Annotated in this window: 20 protein-coding genes; 15 read left to right on the top strand and 5 right to left on the bottom strand. The window is 66.0% G+C overall.

From position 1 onward, the window contains the following. Positions 1-34 precede the first annotated feature (34 nt). Positions 35-1,189 (bottom strand): N-acetylmuramoyl-L-alanine amidase family protein, encoded by a 1,155-nt coding sequence (locus N0D28_RS06360; protein ID WP_260561530.1) that lies wholly within the window; start codon positions 1,187-1,189, stop codon positions 35-37. 149 nt (positions 1,190-1,338) lie between these two features. On the opposite strand from N0D28_RS06360, the gene N0D28_RS06355 reads away from it, so the two are divergent. From N0D28_RS06355 to N0D28_RS06320, 8 genes are all read left to right on the top strand, one after another. Further along, positions 1,339-1,845, top strand: a complete 507-nt coding sequence (locus N0D28_RS06355; RefSeq protein ID WP_260561529.1) for a hypothetical protein — start codon at positions 1,339-1,341, stop codon at positions 1,843-1,845. A gap of 238 nt (positions 1,846-2,083) precedes the next feature. After that, positions 2,084-2,584: a hypothetical protein gene (locus N0D28_RS06350; RefSeq protein WP_260561528.1), complete on the top strand. Its 501-nt coding sequence runs from the start codon at positions 2,084-2,086 to the stop codon at positions 2,582-2,584. 27 nt (positions 2,585-2,611) lie between these two features. Continuing rightward, positions 2,612-3,085, top strand: coding sequence for an rRNA maturation RNase YbeY (ybeY, locus tag N0D28_RS06345; RefSeq protein WP_260561527.1), 474 nt, complete (start codon positions 2,612-2,614; stop codon positions 3,083-3,085). Continuing rightward, on the top strand, positions 3,082-3,492 hold the full coding sequence (locus N0D28_RS06340) for a diacylglycerol kinase (protein ID WP_260561526.1): 411 nt from the start codon (positions 3,082-3,084) through the stop codon (positions 3,490-3,492). Before ybeY ends, N0D28_RS06340 begins: the two co-directional genes overlap by 4 nt. 173 nt (positions 3,493-3,665) lie before the next feature. Beyond that, on the top strand, positions 3,666-5,024 hold the full coding sequence (locus N0D28_RS06335; RefSeq protein WP_260561525.1) for a hemolysin family protein: 1,359 nt from the start codon (positions 3,666-3,668) through the stop codon (positions 5,022-5,024). Beyond that, positions 4,984-5,406, top strand: a complete 423-nt coding sequence (cdd, locus tag N0D28_RS06330) for a cytidine deaminase (RefSeq protein WP_260561524.1) — start codon at positions 4,984-4,986, stop codon at positions 5,404-5,406. Before N0D28_RS06335 ends, cdd begins: the two co-directional genes overlap by 41 nt. A 161-nt stretch (positions 5,407-5,567) precedes the next feature. Then, the gene (locus tag N0D28_RS06325) at positions 5,568-6,143 is read left to right on the top strand and encodes an Ig-like domain-containing protein (protein ID WP_260561523.1); all 576 of its coding nucleotides are present in this window, start codon (positions 5,568-5,570) and stop codon (positions 6,141-6,143) included. Beyond that, positions 6,131-6,400, top strand: a complete 270-nt coding sequence (locus tag N0D28_RS06320; protein WP_260561522.1) for a CAP domain-containing protein — start codon at positions 6,131-6,133, stop codon at positions 6,398-6,400. Before N0D28_RS06325 ends, N0D28_RS06320 begins: the two co-directional genes overlap by 13 nt. Positions 6,401-6,573: 173 nt before the next feature. Here N0D28_RS06320 and N0D28_RS06315 read toward each other — a convergent pair whose 3' ends face one another. Next, complete coding sequence (locus N0D28_RS06315) at positions 6,574-7,647, bottom strand: S1C family serine protease (protein WP_260561521.1); 1,074 nt, start codon at positions 7,645-7,647, stop codon at positions 6,574-6,576. 124 nt (positions 7,648-7,771) lie between these two features. On the opposite strand from N0D28_RS06315, the gene N0D28_RS06310 reads away from it, so the two are divergent. The 5 genes from N0D28_RS06310 (at position 7,772) to wecB (ending at position 13,233) form a co-directional block, all read left to right on the top strand. Continuing rightward, on the top strand, positions 7,772-8,815 hold the full coding sequence (locus N0D28_RS06310) for an HD domain-containing phosphohydrolase (RefSeq protein ID WP_260561520.1): 1,044 nt from the start codon (positions 7,772-7,774) through the stop codon (positions 8,813-8,815). 121 nt (positions 8,816-8,936) lie between these two features. Beyond that, positions 8,937-9,755 carry an aminoglycoside phosphotransferase family protein gene (locus N0D28_RS06305; RefSeq protein WP_260561519.1) on the top strand — a complete coding sequence of 273 codons (819 nt, stop codon included), beginning with the start codon at positions 8,937-8,939 and terminating at the stop codon, positions 9,753-9,755. Between the two features lie 440 nt (positions 9,756-10,195). Beyond that, positions 10,196-10,846: a uracil phosphoribosyltransferase gene (upp, locus tag N0D28_RS06300; RefSeq protein WP_260561518.1), complete on the top strand. Its 651-nt coding sequence runs from the start codon at positions 10,196-10,198 to the stop codon at positions 10,844-10,846. Positions 10,847-10,943: 97 nt separating this feature from the next. Continuing rightward, entirely contained in the window at positions 10,944-12,086 is a 1,143-nt protein-coding gene (locus tag N0D28_RS06295; RefSeq protein WP_260561517.1) for an MraY family glycosyltransferase, read from the top strand. Between the two features lie 13 nt (positions 12,087-12,099). After that, on the top strand, positions 12,100-13,233 hold the full coding sequence (gene wecB, locus N0D28_RS06290; protein WP_260561516.1) for a non-hydrolyzing UDP-N-acetylglucosamine 2-epimerase: 1,134 nt from the start codon (positions 12,100-12,102) through the stop codon (positions 13,231-13,233). A 34-nt stretch (positions 13,234-13,267) separates the two neighbouring features. On the opposite strand, the gene N0D28_RS06285 is transcribed toward wecB, so the two are convergent. The 3 genes from N0D28_RS06285 to N0D28_RS06275 are packed head-to-tail and all read right to left on the bottom strand — an operon-like array spanning position 13,268 to position 15,727. After that, positions 13,268-13,954 (bottom strand): hypothetical protein, encoded by a 687-nt coding sequence (locus N0D28_RS06285; protein WP_260561515.1) that lies wholly within the window; start codon positions 13,952-13,954, stop codon positions 13,268-13,270. A 31-nt stretch (positions 13,955-13,985) separates the two neighbouring features. Beyond that, entirely contained in the window at positions 13,986-14,969 is a 984-nt protein-coding gene (locus N0D28_RS06280) for an NAD(P)H-dependent glycerol-3-phosphate dehydrogenase (RefSeq protein ID WP_260561514.1), read from the bottom strand. Continuing rightward, positions 14,966-15,727 carry a class I SAM-dependent DNA methyltransferase gene (locus tag N0D28_RS06275; RefSeq protein WP_260561513.1) on the bottom strand — a complete coding sequence of 254 codons (762 nt, stop codon included), beginning with the start codon at positions 15,725-15,727 and terminating at the stop codon, positions 14,966-14,968. The genes N0D28_RS06280 and N0D28_RS06275 overlap by 4 nt, the downstream gene beginning before the upstream one ends. 70 nt (positions 15,728-15,797) lie before the next feature. On the opposite strand from N0D28_RS06275, the gene N0D28_RS06270 reads away from it, so the two are divergent. Then, on the top strand, positions 15,798-16,343 hold the full coding sequence (locus tag N0D28_RS06270) for a hypothetical protein (protein ID WP_260561512.1): 546 nt from the start codon (positions 15,798-15,800) through the stop codon (positions 16,341-16,343). A 19-nt stretch (positions 16,344-16,362) separates the two neighbouring features. Beyond that, entirely contained in the window at positions 16,363-16,914 is a 552-nt protein-coding gene (locus tag N0D28_RS06265; protein WP_260561511.1) for a GNAT family N-acetyltransferase, read from the top strand. The last annotated feature ends 20 nt before the right edge of the window (positions 16,915-16,934 follow it).

Genomic DNA, 16,934 nt, shown 5'->3' with positions numbered 1-16,934 from the left:
TTGATTTGGGTAGGCAGGGGTGCACCCAGAGCCGCTACGGCGTGTGCAGGTACGCCGCAATCGCGTCGGCAATCGCTCCGGCGATGCGGTCGCGGTAGGCGGGAAGGGCCAGCTTGGGACCTTCGGTGGGGCTACTTCCAAAACCGATCTCGGTCAGGATGGCCGGGGTGGTGGGGTTCTTGATGACGTAAAAGGCGTCGGACTTGACCCCCCGGTTGGTGGCGCTGGTGACGCTGATCAGGCTCTGCTGCACTCTGATGGCCAGATCGCGCGAAAAGGCCAGCTTGGCCTGCGCCACCAGATCGCCCAGCAGGTTCTGGGCGGTGGTGCTGGCCCGCTTGGTCAGCTCCTGGCCGAGACTGCCGCCACCGTTCTCGAACACCGCCGTGCTGCGGCTGCTGCCCGAGAGCGGCGCGCCGAAGTAGTAGGTTTCGATGCCCTGGGCGCTGTCTGGCCCTGAGTTGACGTGAATGCTGATAAAGGCCCCCACCTTGCCGTTGTTGGCCAGCCGTGAGCGGGCATCGAGGTCCTGGGTGAGGTCGGTGCTGATCTGGGTGTCGCCCGTGCGCGTCATGATGACCTTGATGCCGCGCGCCTGCAATCTGGCCCGCACCCGCAGCGCCACATCCAGGGTCACGTCCTTCTCAGTGATCCAGCGACTGGACATGCCAGGGAACACCCCGCCGTGTCCCGGATCGATGACCACCGTCACGGGCGAATTGCCCCTGGCGGGGCGGCTGAGTGGCGTGACGGGCACCGAGATTTTCTTGGGCAGCGGATTTTTGGCCGCCAGACTTTTGGTTGCCAGAACGGAACCCGCGCCACTGAGCGGCACGTCCACCACCAGCCGGGCCGGTTGCACGCCGCTGGCAGGCAGCACCTGCACCGTCGGCTGACCTGCGCCGCCCAGGGTTGGGCCGCTCAGCGTCAGGGTCAGGCGGCTGCCGCTGATCTGGTAGCGGCTCAGGCCGGGCACGTCCAAAGGGCCGGATTCGCTCTTCAGGACGCCGCCCAGTTGCACCGTGTAGGTCTGGGCGGCAAGCTGGCCGCTGGCGGTGATGACGCCAGGCAGATCGAACACCAGGCGGGTGTAGCCCAGGTGACTGCCGATCCGGGGGGCCGCTGCGACGGGCGACGAGAGCAGCGCGCCGCTGAGGATCAGGACAAGAATCAGAAACAAGCGCTTCACAAGAAGGGCCACTTTAGCGCCTTCTCATGAAAAGTGAAGCTAAAACTCGCGACGGGCACGGCCTCAGAAGCCCGGACCGCCAACAAGCGGGCCGAAAGGGGACCGGTCAGATCAACCCCCCGTCAGCCGCAGGCTTTAAGGTTGCGGACATGAAACGCGCCCTTCTCGTATCAGCCCTTGCCCTGATTCCTGCCCTGACCGCGCCCAGCCTGGCCCAGAGCAGTTCGGCCTTCGGACTGCAAATCACGCCGCGCGGCGCTCAGAACCTCAATCTCGCCACCGGCATCACCGACCTGCCGCAGGGCGGCACGATACGCGACAACAAGGCCGGGATCAAGGTGGTGGCCAACTTCATCAGCATCAAGACCGGCGAGAGCCTGAGCGCCACAAGCGCCGTGCTGACCACCCGCCAGGGCGGCACCCTGCGCGCCCAGCAGATCACCTACAACCAGAAAGCCTCGCTGGTCACGGCCACCGGCACGCTCAGCTACTCCGACAACCGGGTGAAAAACCTCAGCGCCCAGACTATTTACGTGGACACCCGCAGCGGCGCGGTGACAGCGGTGGGCAATGTCAGTGCGGCCACCCCGGCGGCCAGCGCCGCGCAGATGGTGGCCCTGCCCACCAAGGCGGCCATCCTGCTGCGGGGGGGGTAAAAGTCACGACACTCGGGCAGGCGGTCAGCGGCGAGAGCGTGCTGCTCAACCTGGTCACCGGCCAGGCCCAGACCGAGGCCAGCCCGAGCGCCCTGGCTCCCTTCGCCCCCTACCTGCGGTGAGCGGTCTGTCAGGCGGCTCGGGTGGGAACATGAACGCCCCCGCTTCCTGGCCTCAACGAGCGCTCCCATTACGAACGATACGGTCACGAACGTTGCTGGGCGGCTTACTCGCCTGTGTGGCAGGCAGCGCCCTGGCCCAGACCGCCGCTGCCAATCCGGTGATCCGCCAAGGGACATACACCGTCCGGGTGCCAACTGGAGCCAGAACCCTGGTGATGTCGCGGGGCAACGCGGCACTGTCTCTCACCGGTCTGCCCGCCAAACTCAAACAGGTGATTATCAAGTTCGACGTCTCGGCGGCGAAATACAGCGATACGCTGGTCACTGCTTACAGCAGCACCACCGGGAAGACCAGTTCCACACTCACGACCCGTTTCGTCGGACCATTTGACGTCTTGCCGGTTCGGGGCGGCCAGATCAATCCAGCACTCAACGCCTGGACAGTGCTGTGGAGCAGCATCCAGCCCGGCACCAGCAGCTTTACTTTCACGCTGAACGGCAAGGCCATGACTGGCCGTGAGGCTGCCCAGCCGTTCAAGGTGAGGATGCTGTTCAGTAAGAGGACAGCCGCCCAGCTCAAGAAACAGACCGCGCTGCGCCCGCCCCGGAATCCCTAGCCTGCAAGGTGCCCTAGACTGAGCGCCGTGATTGACCTGGTGATCCAGAAAAAGCCGCCTGCGGGCCTGCGAAGCGAGCTGCGGGCCGCGCTGACGGCGACCCTGCGGCATTTTGGGGTGGAAGACAAGGAAGTGACGGTGGTGCTGGTCTCGGACCGGGCTATTCGGGCACTGAAACTGGAGCACTGGGGCGAGAACGCCGCCACCGACGTGCTGAGTTTCCCGACCTACGAACCGGGTGATCCCTTCGTACCGCCGCACCTGGGCGACATCATCATTAGCCTGGACACCGCCCAGCACCAGGCCGACGCGCGCGGCCACAGCCTCACGCGCGAGGTGGCGCTGCTGGCCAGTCATGGCCTGACCCACCTGGTCGGCCATGACCACCCGCACGCCGACGGCCTGGGCTTCGAGGAGGGCGCGCAGGGAGCCGAGTGGCAAATCTTCCACGACGCCTGGCGAGCAGCCCAGACGGCCCTGAAGGCCAACCAGACCCCGTGAAGCCCGCGCCTGCGCCTTCCGCCTCGGCGCTGAGCTGGCGGCGTTGGTGGCGCTCGGCGGGCTTTGCCTGGGCCGGACTGCGCCGCACCTGGAGCACCCAGCCGAATTTCAGAATCGAGGTGTGGCTGGGGGTCGTCGCCAGCGGACTGTGCCTGGCACTGCGGGTCTCCCCCGCCCCGGTGCTGCTGTGCTGCGGGCTGGTGCTGGGCCTGGAACTCGTCAACACCGCCGCCGAGGCGCTCACCGACCTGATCAGCCCCGAATGGCACCCACAGGCCAAAATCGCCAAGGACGCGGCGGCAGGCGCGGTACTGGTCGCCAGCATCGTCAGCGTGCTGGTGGGCCTGGCCGTGCTACTGCCGCCACTGGCCGCGCTGATTCGTCCCGCCCTGTCATCTCAGCCCTGACAGGCCCTGGCACCCCCATGCTATGCTGATCGTTCGATGGACGAATTTCCCGGTTGTGGTCACCCGAGTGGCCGCCGATCCAGCCGGAGCATTCTTGTTCAGCAGGAAAATACAGCCACCACGCCCGGAGTCTTTGTGCCCGTGGTGGCTCAGGCGCTGGGAGCGCCGCACAGATGAATGATTGGATTGGAGTCGGTGCCCTGGTGCTTCTGGTGCTGCTCAACGGATTTTTTGTGGCCGCCGAGTATGCGCTGGTCAGCGTGCGGCGCACCCGCATCGACCAGCTGGCCGAGGACGGCTCGTCAGCAGCGCGCACCGTGCAGCAGGTGCTGGCACACCTCGAACAGTACATCGCAGCGGTGCAGCTCGGCGTCAGCATGATGAGCCTCCTCATCGGCTTTATCGCCGTACCAGCCACTGTGCACCTCTCGCAACCGCTCTTCACGGCGCTGGGCGTGCCGGAGAGGTGGCTCACGCCGTTCTCGTTCGGGCTGGCCTTCGTGCTCTCGACCACCCTGCACATCGTCTTCGGCGAACTGTTTCCCAAGTCGGCGGCCTTGCAGCGCAGCGAACGGGTGGCGATGATGTTCGCGCCGCCGCTGGTGGCCTTTACCATCGTCTTCAGGCCAGTTATTTTCGTGCTCAACGCTTTCGGGCGCGTGGTGCTGCGGACCTTCGGCTTTCAGCCGGTGGCCGGGCACCACACCAGCTATTCGGAAGAGGAGATCCGCATGATCGTCTCGGCCAGCTCGCAGGAAGGGGTGCTGGAAGACGACGAGCGCGAACTGGTCTACAACGTGTTCGATCTGTCGGATACGGCGGTTCGCAGTGTGCTGACCCCGCGCGGCGAGATGATCGTGGCCGACGGCGCGGCCCCCATCCGGCGTTTACTCGAACTCAACACTGAGCACGGCTACTCGCGGGTGCCGGTCTACCAGGACAACCCCGACAACATCGTGGGCGTGGCGCATACCAACGACGTGTTGCAGCACCTCGAAGACCTCGATCAGATGACGGTGGCCGAACTGATGCGCCCCACCTTCTACGTGCCCGAGAGCATGAGCATCAAGGACCTGCTCACCAAGATGCGCCAGAAAAAATCGCACCTGGCCATCGTGGTAGACGAGTTCGGCGGCACTTCCGGGCTGGTCACGCTGGAAGACGCCCTGGAAGAGATCGTGGGAGAAATCTACGACGAGACCGACGAGGAAGAGGAACCGCTGGTGCAGCAACTCGCCGAGAATATCTATCTGATGGACGCTTCTCTGACGGTAGACGCGGCCGAAATCTACCTCGGCGACGCCCTCGAAGACGAGGAGGGCGAGTTCGAGACGCTGGCGGGCTTCGTCACCAACCACTTCGGCGACATTCCCGAGCCGGGAGCCGAATTCGTTCATCAGGGCTGGCTCTTCACCGTCGAGGAAGCCGACGAACGCCGCGTCTCGAAAGTGCGGGTCAGCCGCGCCGAACCCACCCCCCCCGAGGAGAGTCATGACCCCACACACAAAGACGCCAGCAAATCCGCATCCTGATCCTGAACTGCTGGCCACCGCCAAGGCTGCCTTTGAGCGGGCCTACGCGCCCTACAGTCACTTCAAGGTGGGGGCAGCGCTACGGACACCCGGCGGCCAGGTGTTTGCCGGGGCCAACGTAGAAAACGCCAGCTACGGCCTGGGCCGCTGCGCCGAGCAGTCGGCCATTCAGGCGATGGCCAGCGCGGGTGAGCGTCAATTTACTGAGCTGGTGGTCTACGCCGACGCCCCCACGCCCGCCACACCCTGCGGGGCCTGCCGCCAGGTGCTGTTCGAATTCAGTCCTGCCGCCCAGGTGTACTGCATCAACACACAGGGCCAGATACTGAGCCATATGGTGGCCGACTTCCTGCCGCACGCTTTCCAGTTGGAAGAGGGCTAAAACCACGGTGTCAAGTCAGATAAATAAAAGATTAGATTTACGTGTGGAGAATTGATTCACAAAAAGCTGTTTTCTGGCGACTGAGAAGGTCTCCTCGAAAAGTGAGAGTTGATCCCATCTCAAACACTCATCTCCACATGAAGATTTGCTAAAATACCCACATGTCAAATGCCTCTGTTCAGCGCTACGTCGCCCTACTGACGCTGGCGTTCAGCTTGGCCGCCTGCAGCACCCTGCCCACACCGCATGCCCAGCTCCAGGGCAGTCAGGGGGCCGCGCCTCTATTGACCAGCGGCCCGACCAGGGTCGGCGTCCTCAGCCTGGCGACCAGCAGCACCCTGGTGGTGGGCCAGAGCAAAACCTTTAACGTCTTCGTCGGCGGACAACCGGCTGGCCCCGGCCAGCTCACCTGGACGACCAGCAACGCAGGCGTGGTCAGCGTGACCCAGGGCGGCACCATCAAGGCCGTCCGTCCGGGCAGCGCCACCGTGCGCGCTGCCGTCGCGGCGTCCCCATCCGCCTTCCTCGACTTTCCGGTGACGGTGACGGCAGCCAGCACCCCGGCCCCGACGCCGACCACCAGCACCTACGCCCAGCGGGTACTGGACCTCACCAACGCCGCCCGCGCTGTTGCGCGCACCTGCGGTAGTGTCAGCGCGCCCGCCGTGCCTGCGCTGGGCCTCAGCCTGCAGCTCACAGCAGCCTCGCGAGGCACGCCAGCGACATGGCCAACCTGAACTATTTCAGCCACACCAGCCAGGACGGGCGCACCTTCGATCAGCGCATCAGCGCCGCCGGGTACAGTTGGAGTGCCATAGGCGAGAATATCGCCGCCGGGCAGCCCACCCCAGAAGCGGTGGTGGCCGGATGGCTCAGCTCGCCGGACCACTGTACCAACATCATGGGTGCGCGCTTTACCCAGATGGGCCTGGGCTACGCGGCGGGCGGCAGTTACGGCGTGTACTGGGTACAGGACTTCGGCAGACCGCGCTGAGAAGAAAGGCAGCGGGTTGACATTCCATCAATCCGAATCGCAGTGGGTAGTCTCGTGAACGAAAGCGGGACGCCTCAAACGGTCTCCGTCTGTCTTGGGCAGAACGGCACCTACCGGGCCTGCCCGCTGGTCGGGTCAACAGTTGTTGCATCACTGATTGACCGGAATCCTTGTCACTGGTTGTAGTTGATGCTACCCTTGGCCACCAGCCCCAGATTGACCTCGCGGCTCTTGCCGTCATTGCTGAGGGTCAGCTTGATCTGGTCTCCGACCTGACGGCGGCGCAATTCGAAAATCACGTCGTTGCTGCTGCGGGTGCGGATGCCGTCCACGGCGGTGATGGTGTCGCCCAGAGCGGTGAGCTGATTCTTGGCGTCGTAGGCGGCCCCGCGCACGCCCGCCGCTGCTGCCGGGCCGCCCGGCACCACCGCAGAGACCACTCCGCCGGAAGGTGTGGTCAGGCCGTCATGCTGACTGTCGAACACCAGACCCACCGCCGGAACGTCGCGCTTCTGGCCCGCTTCCAGCGCCAGCACCAGCGGGCCAGTCCGGGTCACCGGCACCGCGTAGGAGGTGATGGTCTTTCCCGCGTCGTTGACCCGCACGTAGCTGACCACGCCCATCACCTCGCCCTGGGCGTTCAGAATCGGGCCGCCGCTGTCGCCAGGAGCCAGCGGCGCACTCATCTCCAGGGTGTTCTGAGGAAAGTCGGCCTGGCCTGCCCGCGCGCCCAGCCGCAGCAGCCTGCCGGTGCGGGCCTGGAGAAAGTCGCCGCCACTGTTGCCGATAGCCAGTATCCCCTCGCCGATGCGGGGCGAGCTGGCCGCCAGCTTGAGAAACGGCAGCGGGCGGCGGGCATCGATCTTGAGCAGTGCCACATCGGCGGCGTTGTCGAAGGCCGTGACGCGGGCGCGGTAGACCTGACCGCTGAGGGTCTTGACCCGGATGAGCTGTGCGCCGTCCACCACATGGTAAGCGGTCATCACCTCGCCGTCGCCGGAAATCAGAAAGCCGGTGCCAAGACCGCCTTCCAGGCCGCCGTTGCGCGCTGGGCTGAGCTGATCGATCTGCACGGTGGCCGGGCGCGACTGACCGAACAGGGCGCGGGTGGTCTGGGGCAACGGATCATTCAGTGGCGCGACCTGACTCGGCGGGCCGAACCCCAGCGCGCCGGGGTCCCGCTGCGGTAGAAAATACGCCGCGCCAGCGATCAGTAGCAGTACGGCGGGCCAGGGCGAGACCTTCATAGCCCCAACTCTAGCGCCGCGTGCCGCCCGCCAAGGGTGCCGGACGGCACGGTGCGGTGGTCGGGGGGTTCAGGTGTACACCCGCTGTCAGGAGTTTGAACGAGGGTCTTTTTATACTGGCGACATGTTTAGACGCCCGCGTCCCCAGACTCCGGCCCCGCCGGACACCACACCGGCCGTTGCGGTGGAGCTTGCACCCCAGGCAGTGGCCGGACTGCCCAGCGCCTACCAGGAACCCGACACCGGCAAACTGCTCGGCGAACTGCTGTCCCGGCCCAGCCCCGAGGGACTGCTGGAAAACGCTTTGTCACAGGTGGCCGAGCGGGTGGGCGGCGACGTGAAGGGCTACGCGGTGCTGCGCCGGGGCCAGGACCGGGTGGTGGCGGTGCTGCTCTACCCGCGCCGACTGGTGGGCCTGAGTCTGTCCGGTCCCTGGACGGCGGCCCGCCCGCGCCTGACCACCAACGGCACCAGCGAACTCTACGCCATGAACGACGAGATGCTCCATCCACAGTTTGACGAGGCGGGCATGAATCAGGTCAGCGCCTCGCTGGTGCTGCCGATTGCCAACAAGGGCCGCAGCCTCGGCGCGCTGGTGCTCGACCGCTTCAAGGGGGGGTTCAGTCAAGAACAGCAAGACAGTGCCCAGAAACTCGCTGGGGTGGTAGGACCACTGCTGGGCCTGATGGACGCCCGCGAGGAGGCCCGCGCCACTGCCCGCACCATCGCCTCGGCGGTGGCCGAGATGACCGAGAGCCTGGATTTCGACTCGGTGGGTCACGCCCAGTCGGTGGCCGATGTGGCGGTGCGGCTGGGACGCAGCCTGGGCCTGGCCGAGCGCGAACTCGACGAGGTGTGGTTTGCCGCCGTCCTGCACGACGTGGGAAAGCTTCACGGCGAGGAAGACCACGCCCAGGTCAGTGCCAACGTCCTGCACGGGGTGAGCAGTCTGGGACAGGCTCAACTGGCAGTGCGCCACCACCACGAGCGCTGGGACGGCCAGGGCACCCCCGACAAGCTGGTCGGCGAGGACATTCCACTCTACGCCCGGATTCTGGCTGTCGCCAACGCCTATGTACGGACCGGCGACCTCGACGTGCTGCGCGGCCAGGCAGGGAAGGCGCTTGATCCCAAACTGGTCGGGCTGCTGGAGCGCAGCGTTCACTGACCTCCCGCTGCGGCGCTGCGCCTTGCTGCGGTGCCCAGAGCGTTTGACCGACACTTGTTGCAAGCTTCACCTGTTCACCAGCGGCATCTGACCCACGCCACAGCGCGCCGCGCCCGCTATCATGTGCGCCGTGCAGCGGGCCATTCTCTTTCCGACTCTGGAGCGTCTCTACGGCCCGCTGACACCGCTCGATTCGGGCATGCAGAGCCGGGTCTACACTGACGCCTCGCGTGAGCGGGTGGTCAAGGTGTACCGCAACCATCTTGGCGAACACCGTACCGAGGCCGCCAATATGCGCCGCGCTGGCATGGGCGCGTGGGTACTGGACGTTCACGAGACCGACGGGGTCGAGGCGCTGGTGATGCGCCGCTTTGGAGGCCACCCGCTGCTCGAGGCCGACGTGCGCCGCGCCCTGCCCGCGCTGCGCCGGATTCTGTCGGCACTGCACCAGGAACGCCGGGGCCGCGTGGATTTGCCCCGGCTGCGCGAGCGGCTCAAGCGCTTTCGCAGCGCGCTGGCCCCCTATCCGCTCGACGACGTGTTCGCAGCCATCGAGGAGCCGCTCGCACTCGGGGCGCTCGACGTGCCCGCCGCCTTTTGCCACCTCGATTTGTGGCAGGACAACATCCTGATCAACGACGAAAGCGGCGAGGTGCTGGTCATCGACTGGACCAAGGCCGCCTGGGATGACCCGATGCGCGATCTGGCGCTGCTCAAGACCGGCACGCTGGATCTGCTGCCGCGTCTGGAAAGCATGCAGGCGGCGCTGGAACTGGTACCGCCGGACCAGAGTTCGCGCACCCGCTTCCGGGCGTACCTGGCCCACAGCTACCTGCACGACCTCTACTGGTTTCTGATGAACGAGCCATATGAGTTCGAGGCGCAGCGCCGCGTGAAAGTGCAGCGGGCGCGCCATGCGCTGGCGCATCTCCCGGGCTGAGTCGCAGTCAAGTCTTTCCTATCTTTTCTTTACGCGGCAAACCAGCCCTATGAAAACCGTGCAGATGACCATACACCATCGCACTTCTCTCGGCGGTTGACCGTGCAGCGGGCGAGGGGCAGGGAAACCTACACGCGTTGCAGTCCAGGCCGAACTCAAGTACCGACGCAATCCGCGTTGGAAGAAGTGCACCGCTGGAGATTGCAGGCGAGCCTGAAGCCATGTCGCAGTTGCCCTGCTGACGACCTGCGCACTCAACCGCCTCACAGGTCATTCTGGACAACATTCAGACCGCGCGCCAGAAGAGCCTGAGCAAGTCAATCTCTCCTTATCTCCTCACTTCAGCAAAGCGAAATGCAGCGGGCGGCCATGTTCACGCTTGAACTGGACCTCCTCGCCCGAGACGCCCCAGCCTTGCCTGCTGCGCTACCCTGAACGCCATGACCACACCCAAATCCATCCCCGCCAAAGTCACGGTGGCCGACCATCCGCTGATTCTGCACAAGCTCTCGCTGATGCGCGACGTGCATACCGGCGTCAAGGAATTTCGCGAACTGGCCGGGGAGATCAGTCTGCTGCTGGCCTACGAGGCCATGCGCGACCTGGAAACGATGCCGGAAACCCTCAGCACCCCACTGACAACTGCCGAGTTCCCGATGCTCAGCGGCAAGAAGCTGGCGCTGGTGGCGATCCTGCGCGCCGGGCTGATCATGGCCGACGCGATGGTGCGTCTGGTTCCGGCGGCCAAGGTCGGCCACATCGGCCTCTACCGCGACCCTCAGACCCTCAAGCCGGTGGCCTACTATTCCAAGCTGCCGCAGGACATCGCCGAGCGCCGGGTGTTCGTCACCGACCCGATGCTGGCAACAGGCGGCTCGGCGGTGGCCGCCATCCAGACCCTCAAGGACGCGGGCGCGCAGAGCATCAAGCTGATGACCATTCTCAGCGTGCCGGAAGGCATCGCCGTGGTGCAGGCCGCCCACCCCGATGTGGAGATCGTGACGGCGGCCATTGACGAGGGCCTCAACGATCACGGCTACATCATGCCGGGCCTGGGCGACGCGGGAGACCGGATCTACGGTACCAAGTAGCAGGTGGGGTGTGGGTTATCGGGCCTGGTCTTCTCCCATAGCCCACACCCGGCAACCCACAGTTCAACCTTGCCCCGCGTAGACTGACTTCTAGTTTATGGACCAACTTCGCACCTTCGCGCAGCACCTCGGAATCGCCGATCTTTTCGGGCGCGGCTTTCTGGCCGTGCTGCTCACCTTTGTCACGGCGGCCATCATCACCTGGCGCTTCATTCCGCAGGTGCGTGACTTCGCGCTCAAGGTGGGCTGGGCCGATATGCCCAATGAGCGCCGCCTCAATACCGTACCGGTGCCCAACGCGGGCGGGCTGGCGATCTTCGCAGGCTTTGTCATCAGTATCGTGGTGGGCTGGACTTTGCGGCCCATCGTCATCGAGCAGGTCAACATTCAGGTGCTGGCGATTTTGCTGGGCGCGACACTACTGGTTCTGGTGGGCTTCATTGACGATCAATACGGCCTGACCCCGCTCTTCAGACTCGGCGTGCAGGTCCTCTCAGCGGTGCTGCTTATGGTCAACGGGCTGCGAATCGACTTCAATTCCATTCCCTTCTTGCCCGTCATTAACGGCGAAGTCTCCAACATCCTCAGCGTCTTCCTGACCATCGTGTGGGTGGTGGGCCTGACCAACGCCATGAACCTGCTCGACGGTGTGGACGGTGTGGTGGGCGGCGTGGCCTTCATCGCCAGCATGGTCTTGCTGGTGACAGCGGCGCAGTTCACGGACCGGGCCGCCGCCGTCATTCTGCTGGCGGGTTTGGGCGGCGCGGCACTGGGCTACCTGCGCCACAACTTCAACCCCAGCCGCATCTTCATGGGCGACGCCGGATCGACGCTGTTCGGCTACACCCTGGCCGCTGTCAGTTTGCTCGGCACCCTCAAAATCAGTGCGGGTGCAAGCCTGCTGGTGCCGCTCCTGATCATGGCCCTGCCGATTCTGGACACCACCCAGGTTGTCGTGGGCCGCCTGGCACGCGGCATTCGCAACCCACTGGCGCACCCCGACAAGACCCACCTGCACCACCGGGTCCTGGCCCGTACCGGCAACGCCCGGCGCACCTCGGTGGCGCTGTGGGGGGTGGCCCTGGTGTGCGGCGTGGCGGGCATGTTCGCCCAGGGCATCGGCACGCTGACGGTGCTGATTACGGCGGTCTTCATCGCGGGCAGCTTGTGGTTCGTGGCCGCCCGCCGCATCCGCGCCCAGCTGATCGAGGTCGCGCAGGGCCGCAAGGAACTCAACTAAAGGAAACTTCCCCATGAAAAAGATCGTTCTCGCCTTCGGGACCCGTCCGGAAGCCACCAAGATGGCCCCCGTCTACAGCGCCCTGCAAGCCCAACCGGGCCTGACCCCGCTGATTCTCTCGACAGGGCAGCAGCGCCAGCAGCTCGACGGGGCGCTCGCCGCTTTCGGCCTGACCCCCGACGCAGACCTCAACGTGATGACCGAGCGCCAGACGCTGGCCGACCTGACCGGAAAAATCGTGCCCCAGGCAGGCAAAAAGCTGCGCGAGCTGGGGGCCGACATGGTGCTCGTTCACGGCGACACCTCCACCACCTTCTGCGTGGCGCTGAGCGCCTTTTACGAGGGCATTCCGGTGGGCCACGTGGAAGCCGGACTTCGCAGTGGCAACATGCAGGAGCCGTTTCCCGAGGAAGCCAACCGCCGTCTGACCGGGGTGCTGAGTAGCCTCGATTTCTCACCGACGAATGGGGCGGCCGACAATTTGCGGCGCGAGGGCAAAGCCGAGACGGGCCTCTTTGTCACCGGGCAGACCGCCGTGGACGCGGTGCGGATGGTGGCCGGGCGGGCGGCGCTCAGGGCCGAATGGCAGGCCAGGCGCGACGCCGGGCAAAAGCTCGTCACCATCACCATGCACCGCCGCGAGAATCTGCCGGTGATGCCCGAACTGGCCCAGGCCCTGGCCGACGTGGCCCGCGCCCATCCGGAGCTGCACTTCGTGTATCCGGTTCACCTCAACCCCGCCGTGCGCGAGGCGGTGCAGCCTGCGCTGGGCAACCTCACCAATGTGGAACTCACCGATCCGCTGGACTACCAAGACATGGCCCCACTGATGGCCGCTTCCGAGTTGCTGGCCACCGATTCTGGCGGCTTGCAGGAGGAGGGCGCGGCGCTGGGTGTGCCGGTGGCGGTCCTCAGGAACGTGACCGAGCGGCCCGAGGGACTGGTGGCAGGCGTGCTGAAACTGGCCGGAAACGACGGCGCTCAGGTCCGCCGGACGCTGCTGGAGTTGCTGGGCAGTCCCGAAACGCTGGCGCGGATGCGGGCCTCGCGCAACCCCTACGGCGATGGCCACGCCGGGGAGCGCGTCGCGCAGGCGGTGGCCTGGCACTTCGGGCTGGCCGAGCGACCTGCCAACTGGGGCGGGTAAGCGGACCTATTCAGGACGTAGCACAGCCGCGACCTCAGAACTGATTCAGGTACTCGTCCACAAAGAGGGGCGTTTGCAGCGGCAGATATCCAGCGGCGGTGGCGGCGTCATCCCGGCTGCCGAGCAGCTTCATGATCGCCGCGCCGGTCTGGGCGTAGGCAGCCACATCGGCCTGAAAGGTTTTGGGGACGTAAAAGCCCGTGGCCGCCGCGTCTTTGGGCTTCCAGGCTTTCAGCGCGCTCAAACGGTCATTGAAGGCCGTGCGCGAGAAGGTCAGGCTGCCTGCGTACTGCGGCCCCACCTGTGCGCCGAGACTGCTGGACGCCAGTACCGCCAGGCTGGAGAGCGTCTGTTCCAGCGCCGGATAGCTGCGCGGCACGGCGTGAGTGTGGATGGTGCCGCCGCCCGCCATCACGTAGGCCAGCCCACCCTCCTCGGCCCGGAGCTGCCGGTAGAGCGTCCGCAGCCGCCCCAGGCGCTCGCGCAGTTGCGGCGACTGGGCCAGTTGAGCACCGAGGCGCGCCGCCTGACACCCGGCGTACTCAAAGCTACTCTGGTCGGTGGCGGCCTCGCTGACCTGGGTACCGAGCGCCAGCAGGTTGTAGGTGTCGGCGTCCAGCCTGACGGCCACCGAACATGGAATTGGTGCGGCCTGAGCGGGCAAGGCAGTGAAGGCGAAACCGAGCAGCAGTGCGGCAACCAGCGGCAGAGGGCGTGACATACTCCATTCTTTCACGCGCCCCAGATACATCTCAGCCCTCGGCTTTGGCTTCCCGCTGCATCAGGACCGCCAGGGCTTGCTGCGGCGACAGGCGGCCTTCCGAGACGGCAGCGACCCCCTGCACGATAGGCAATTCCACGCCGCTTTCCTGCGCCCAGGCTGAGAGCAGCCGCGCCGTACGCAGCCCCTCCACCACCTTGCCGCCCTGCTCTGGTGCTTCACCGCGCGCCAGCGCTTCCCCGGCGGCACGGTTACGCGAGTGGCGGCTGGTGGCGGTGGCGACCAGATCACCCAGCCCACTCAGGCCGTAGACCGTGTCGTCCTGCGCGCCCTGGCCATCGAGGTAGCGGGCCATCTCGCGCAGGCCGCGTGTGATGACGCTGGCGCGGGCATTGTCACCGAGCTGGAGGCCGTCGCCCAGACCCGCCGCCACCGCCACCACATTTTTGAGAACGCCGCCGAGTTCGACGCCCGGCACGTCCAGGCTAGTGTAGACGCGCAGGCTGGGCGTCATCAATTCGGCCTGCACCGTCCGGGCAAAGGCCTCGTCCCGGCTGGCGACCACCGTGGCGGCGGGCAGGCCCAGACCAATCTCCTCGGCGTGGTTGGGGCCGCTCAGCACCGCCACCCGTCCGAAGCCGAGCGAGGCGGCCAGCTCGCTGAGCCGGGTGCCGCCGGGAGCCAGTCCCTTGGCGCACAGCACCACGCCCAGCGAGCGCGGCAGGGCGCTGAGCAGCCCACTCATGCCCACGCTCGGCACCACCAGGAAGGCGAAGTCGGCCCCGGCGACGGCGGCGCTCAGATCGCTGGTGACGCTGACCGATTCGGGCAACGCCACGCCCGGCAGGTAGGCGGCATTGAAGCGGCTGCGGCGCAGCTCACCAGCCAGCACTTCCCTCCTGGCCCAGAGGGTGACGTTCGGATGGGTCTGGGCCAGCGTGCGGGCCAGCGCCGTGCCCCAGCCGCCCGCACCCAGCACGGCCAGGCGGGCGGCACTCAAGGCCGGTTCGCTCACGGCTGTCCCCGGCGGGCGAACACCCAGACGCGCGGGCTGTCCGGCTCCGGCGGCGCGTAGTCGGGGTATTCCAGAATCTCCCAGGTCGCAAACCCCGCTTCCCGCAGGGCACTCTCCAGTTCAGCGGGATCGTAGCCGCGCTCATGGTGGGTCTCCACGAACTCCTCGCCGTCGTGCTCGCCGCCCAGCAGGCGGCAGAATGCCTGCACCACCCCCAGCTTCGAGGCGGCGTCGTAGCGGTGCGACCAGTGGTAATGCACCTCCGAGCCGTCCGGCAGCGGCTCCAGCCCCTCGATACTGTCACCTTCCCACAGCTCGCGCACACCCAGTCGGGTATTCACGTCGAAAGCCAGCAGGCCGCCCGGCGCGAGGTGGGCGTGGCTGCGCCCCAGGGCCGCCAGCAGATCGCCCTCGGCCACCAGGTTATTGAGGCTGTCGAAGACGCAGGTGATCAGGTCGAAGGTCTGATGCAGGTCGAAGGTTCGCAGATCGCCCGGCACGAACATCACGTCCGGCAGCCGGGCGGCGGCCACTGACAGCATCTCGGCGCTGGCGTCCAGCCCCGTGACACTCAGGCCCTGGGCGCGGAGCTGCCGGGTGAGGTTGCCGGTGCCGCAGGCCAGGTCGAGGACACTGGCGACCTTGATATCCGCGTCGGCGGCGTAGCTGAGAATGAAGTCGGCCCAGGCGTCGTATTCGATATCGGCCATGATGGCGTCGTAGACGCGGGCGAGGGCGGTGAACGGGGCGTGCTCCATAGGGCCGATGATAGACCGCCCCCAGCTCCCGGTTTGGCTCCTCACCCGGCAGTGGGCTAGCATGCACGGCATGAAGGCCACTTCCCCGCTGCTTCTCGCCGCCGTGCTGGGCGCTTCGGCGCTGGGTGAATCTGCTCAGGCCCAGACCACTCAGGCCCAGACGCAGGCTGCCGCGCTGGTCAAGGTCAGCGACGCCAAGCTGCCGTTCACGGTCAGCCTGCCCAAGGGCTGGGTGGGCCTCAACCTCAAAGACGGCCTGGGCGGCATCACCGTGGCGTCTCAGCCCAAGCCGCCCGCCGCCCTGATCCGCCTGCTGTTCATTCCAAAAAACGGCAAGAAGATCGATCTCAAGACCGAGTTCGGTAGCTTCGAGAAGGCCGTCAAGGAAAGCGGCTCGGCGCTGACCTTCAAGGGCGAGAAACCCGCCAATTACGGCGGCGTGTCGGGATTGATGCGCCAGTACGTCATCACCAGCAAGAGTGACATTCTGGTGATGCGGGTGTGGTTCGGCAACGGCGCGAAGAACTTCTACAGCTTTCAGCTCACGGTGCCGAATAGCGCCTTCGAGCGCCTGAGCAAGACCTTCGATCAGGTGCTGGCGACGGTGCAGTTTTAAGCGACTATTCTAGACAGCCATGCACCACGACCTGACTCTTTCGGACGGCCTCCACACCCTGCGCCCGCTGACCGAGGCCGACATTGCTCCGCTGAGGGCGCTGGCCGCCGAGCATCCCGGCGAGTATGTTCAGATGGGCACCTCGCCGATTCACCTCAGCTACTACATGGCTGCCCTGGACGCCCCAGATCAGAGGCCGTTCGTGTCGCTGGTCGGCGGCGAGTACGCGGGCAGCACCCGCTACATGGAGATGCGCCCGGAACACAGGCGGCTGGAAATCGGCAGCACCTGGCTGTTGCCCCGCTTCATGCGGACGGGGGCCAATCGCGCCTTCAAGTTGCTGCTGCTCGCCCACGCCTTCGAGGTGATGGAGATACGCCGGGTGGAAATCAAGACTGACCTGATCAACGAGCGCTCGCAGACGGCGATTGCAGCGCTGGGAGCGGTGCGGGAGGGCGTGCTACGAAAGCACATGGTCCGTACGGACGGCAGCGCCCGCGACACGGTGATGTTCAGCGTCACAGACGGGGAATGGCCGGAGATGAAGGCGCGGCTGGAGGCGGGGAGGTGAGGGCTGATCTGTCGCCATCA

The organism is Deinococcus rubellus, assembly GCF_025244745.1.
GTDB lineage: Bacteria > Deinococcota > Deinococci > Deinococcales > Deinococcaceae > Deinococcus > Deinococcus rubellus.
Note: the sequence above shows the minus strand (reverse complement) of the source record. Positions and strands in the feature narration are given on the sequence as shown.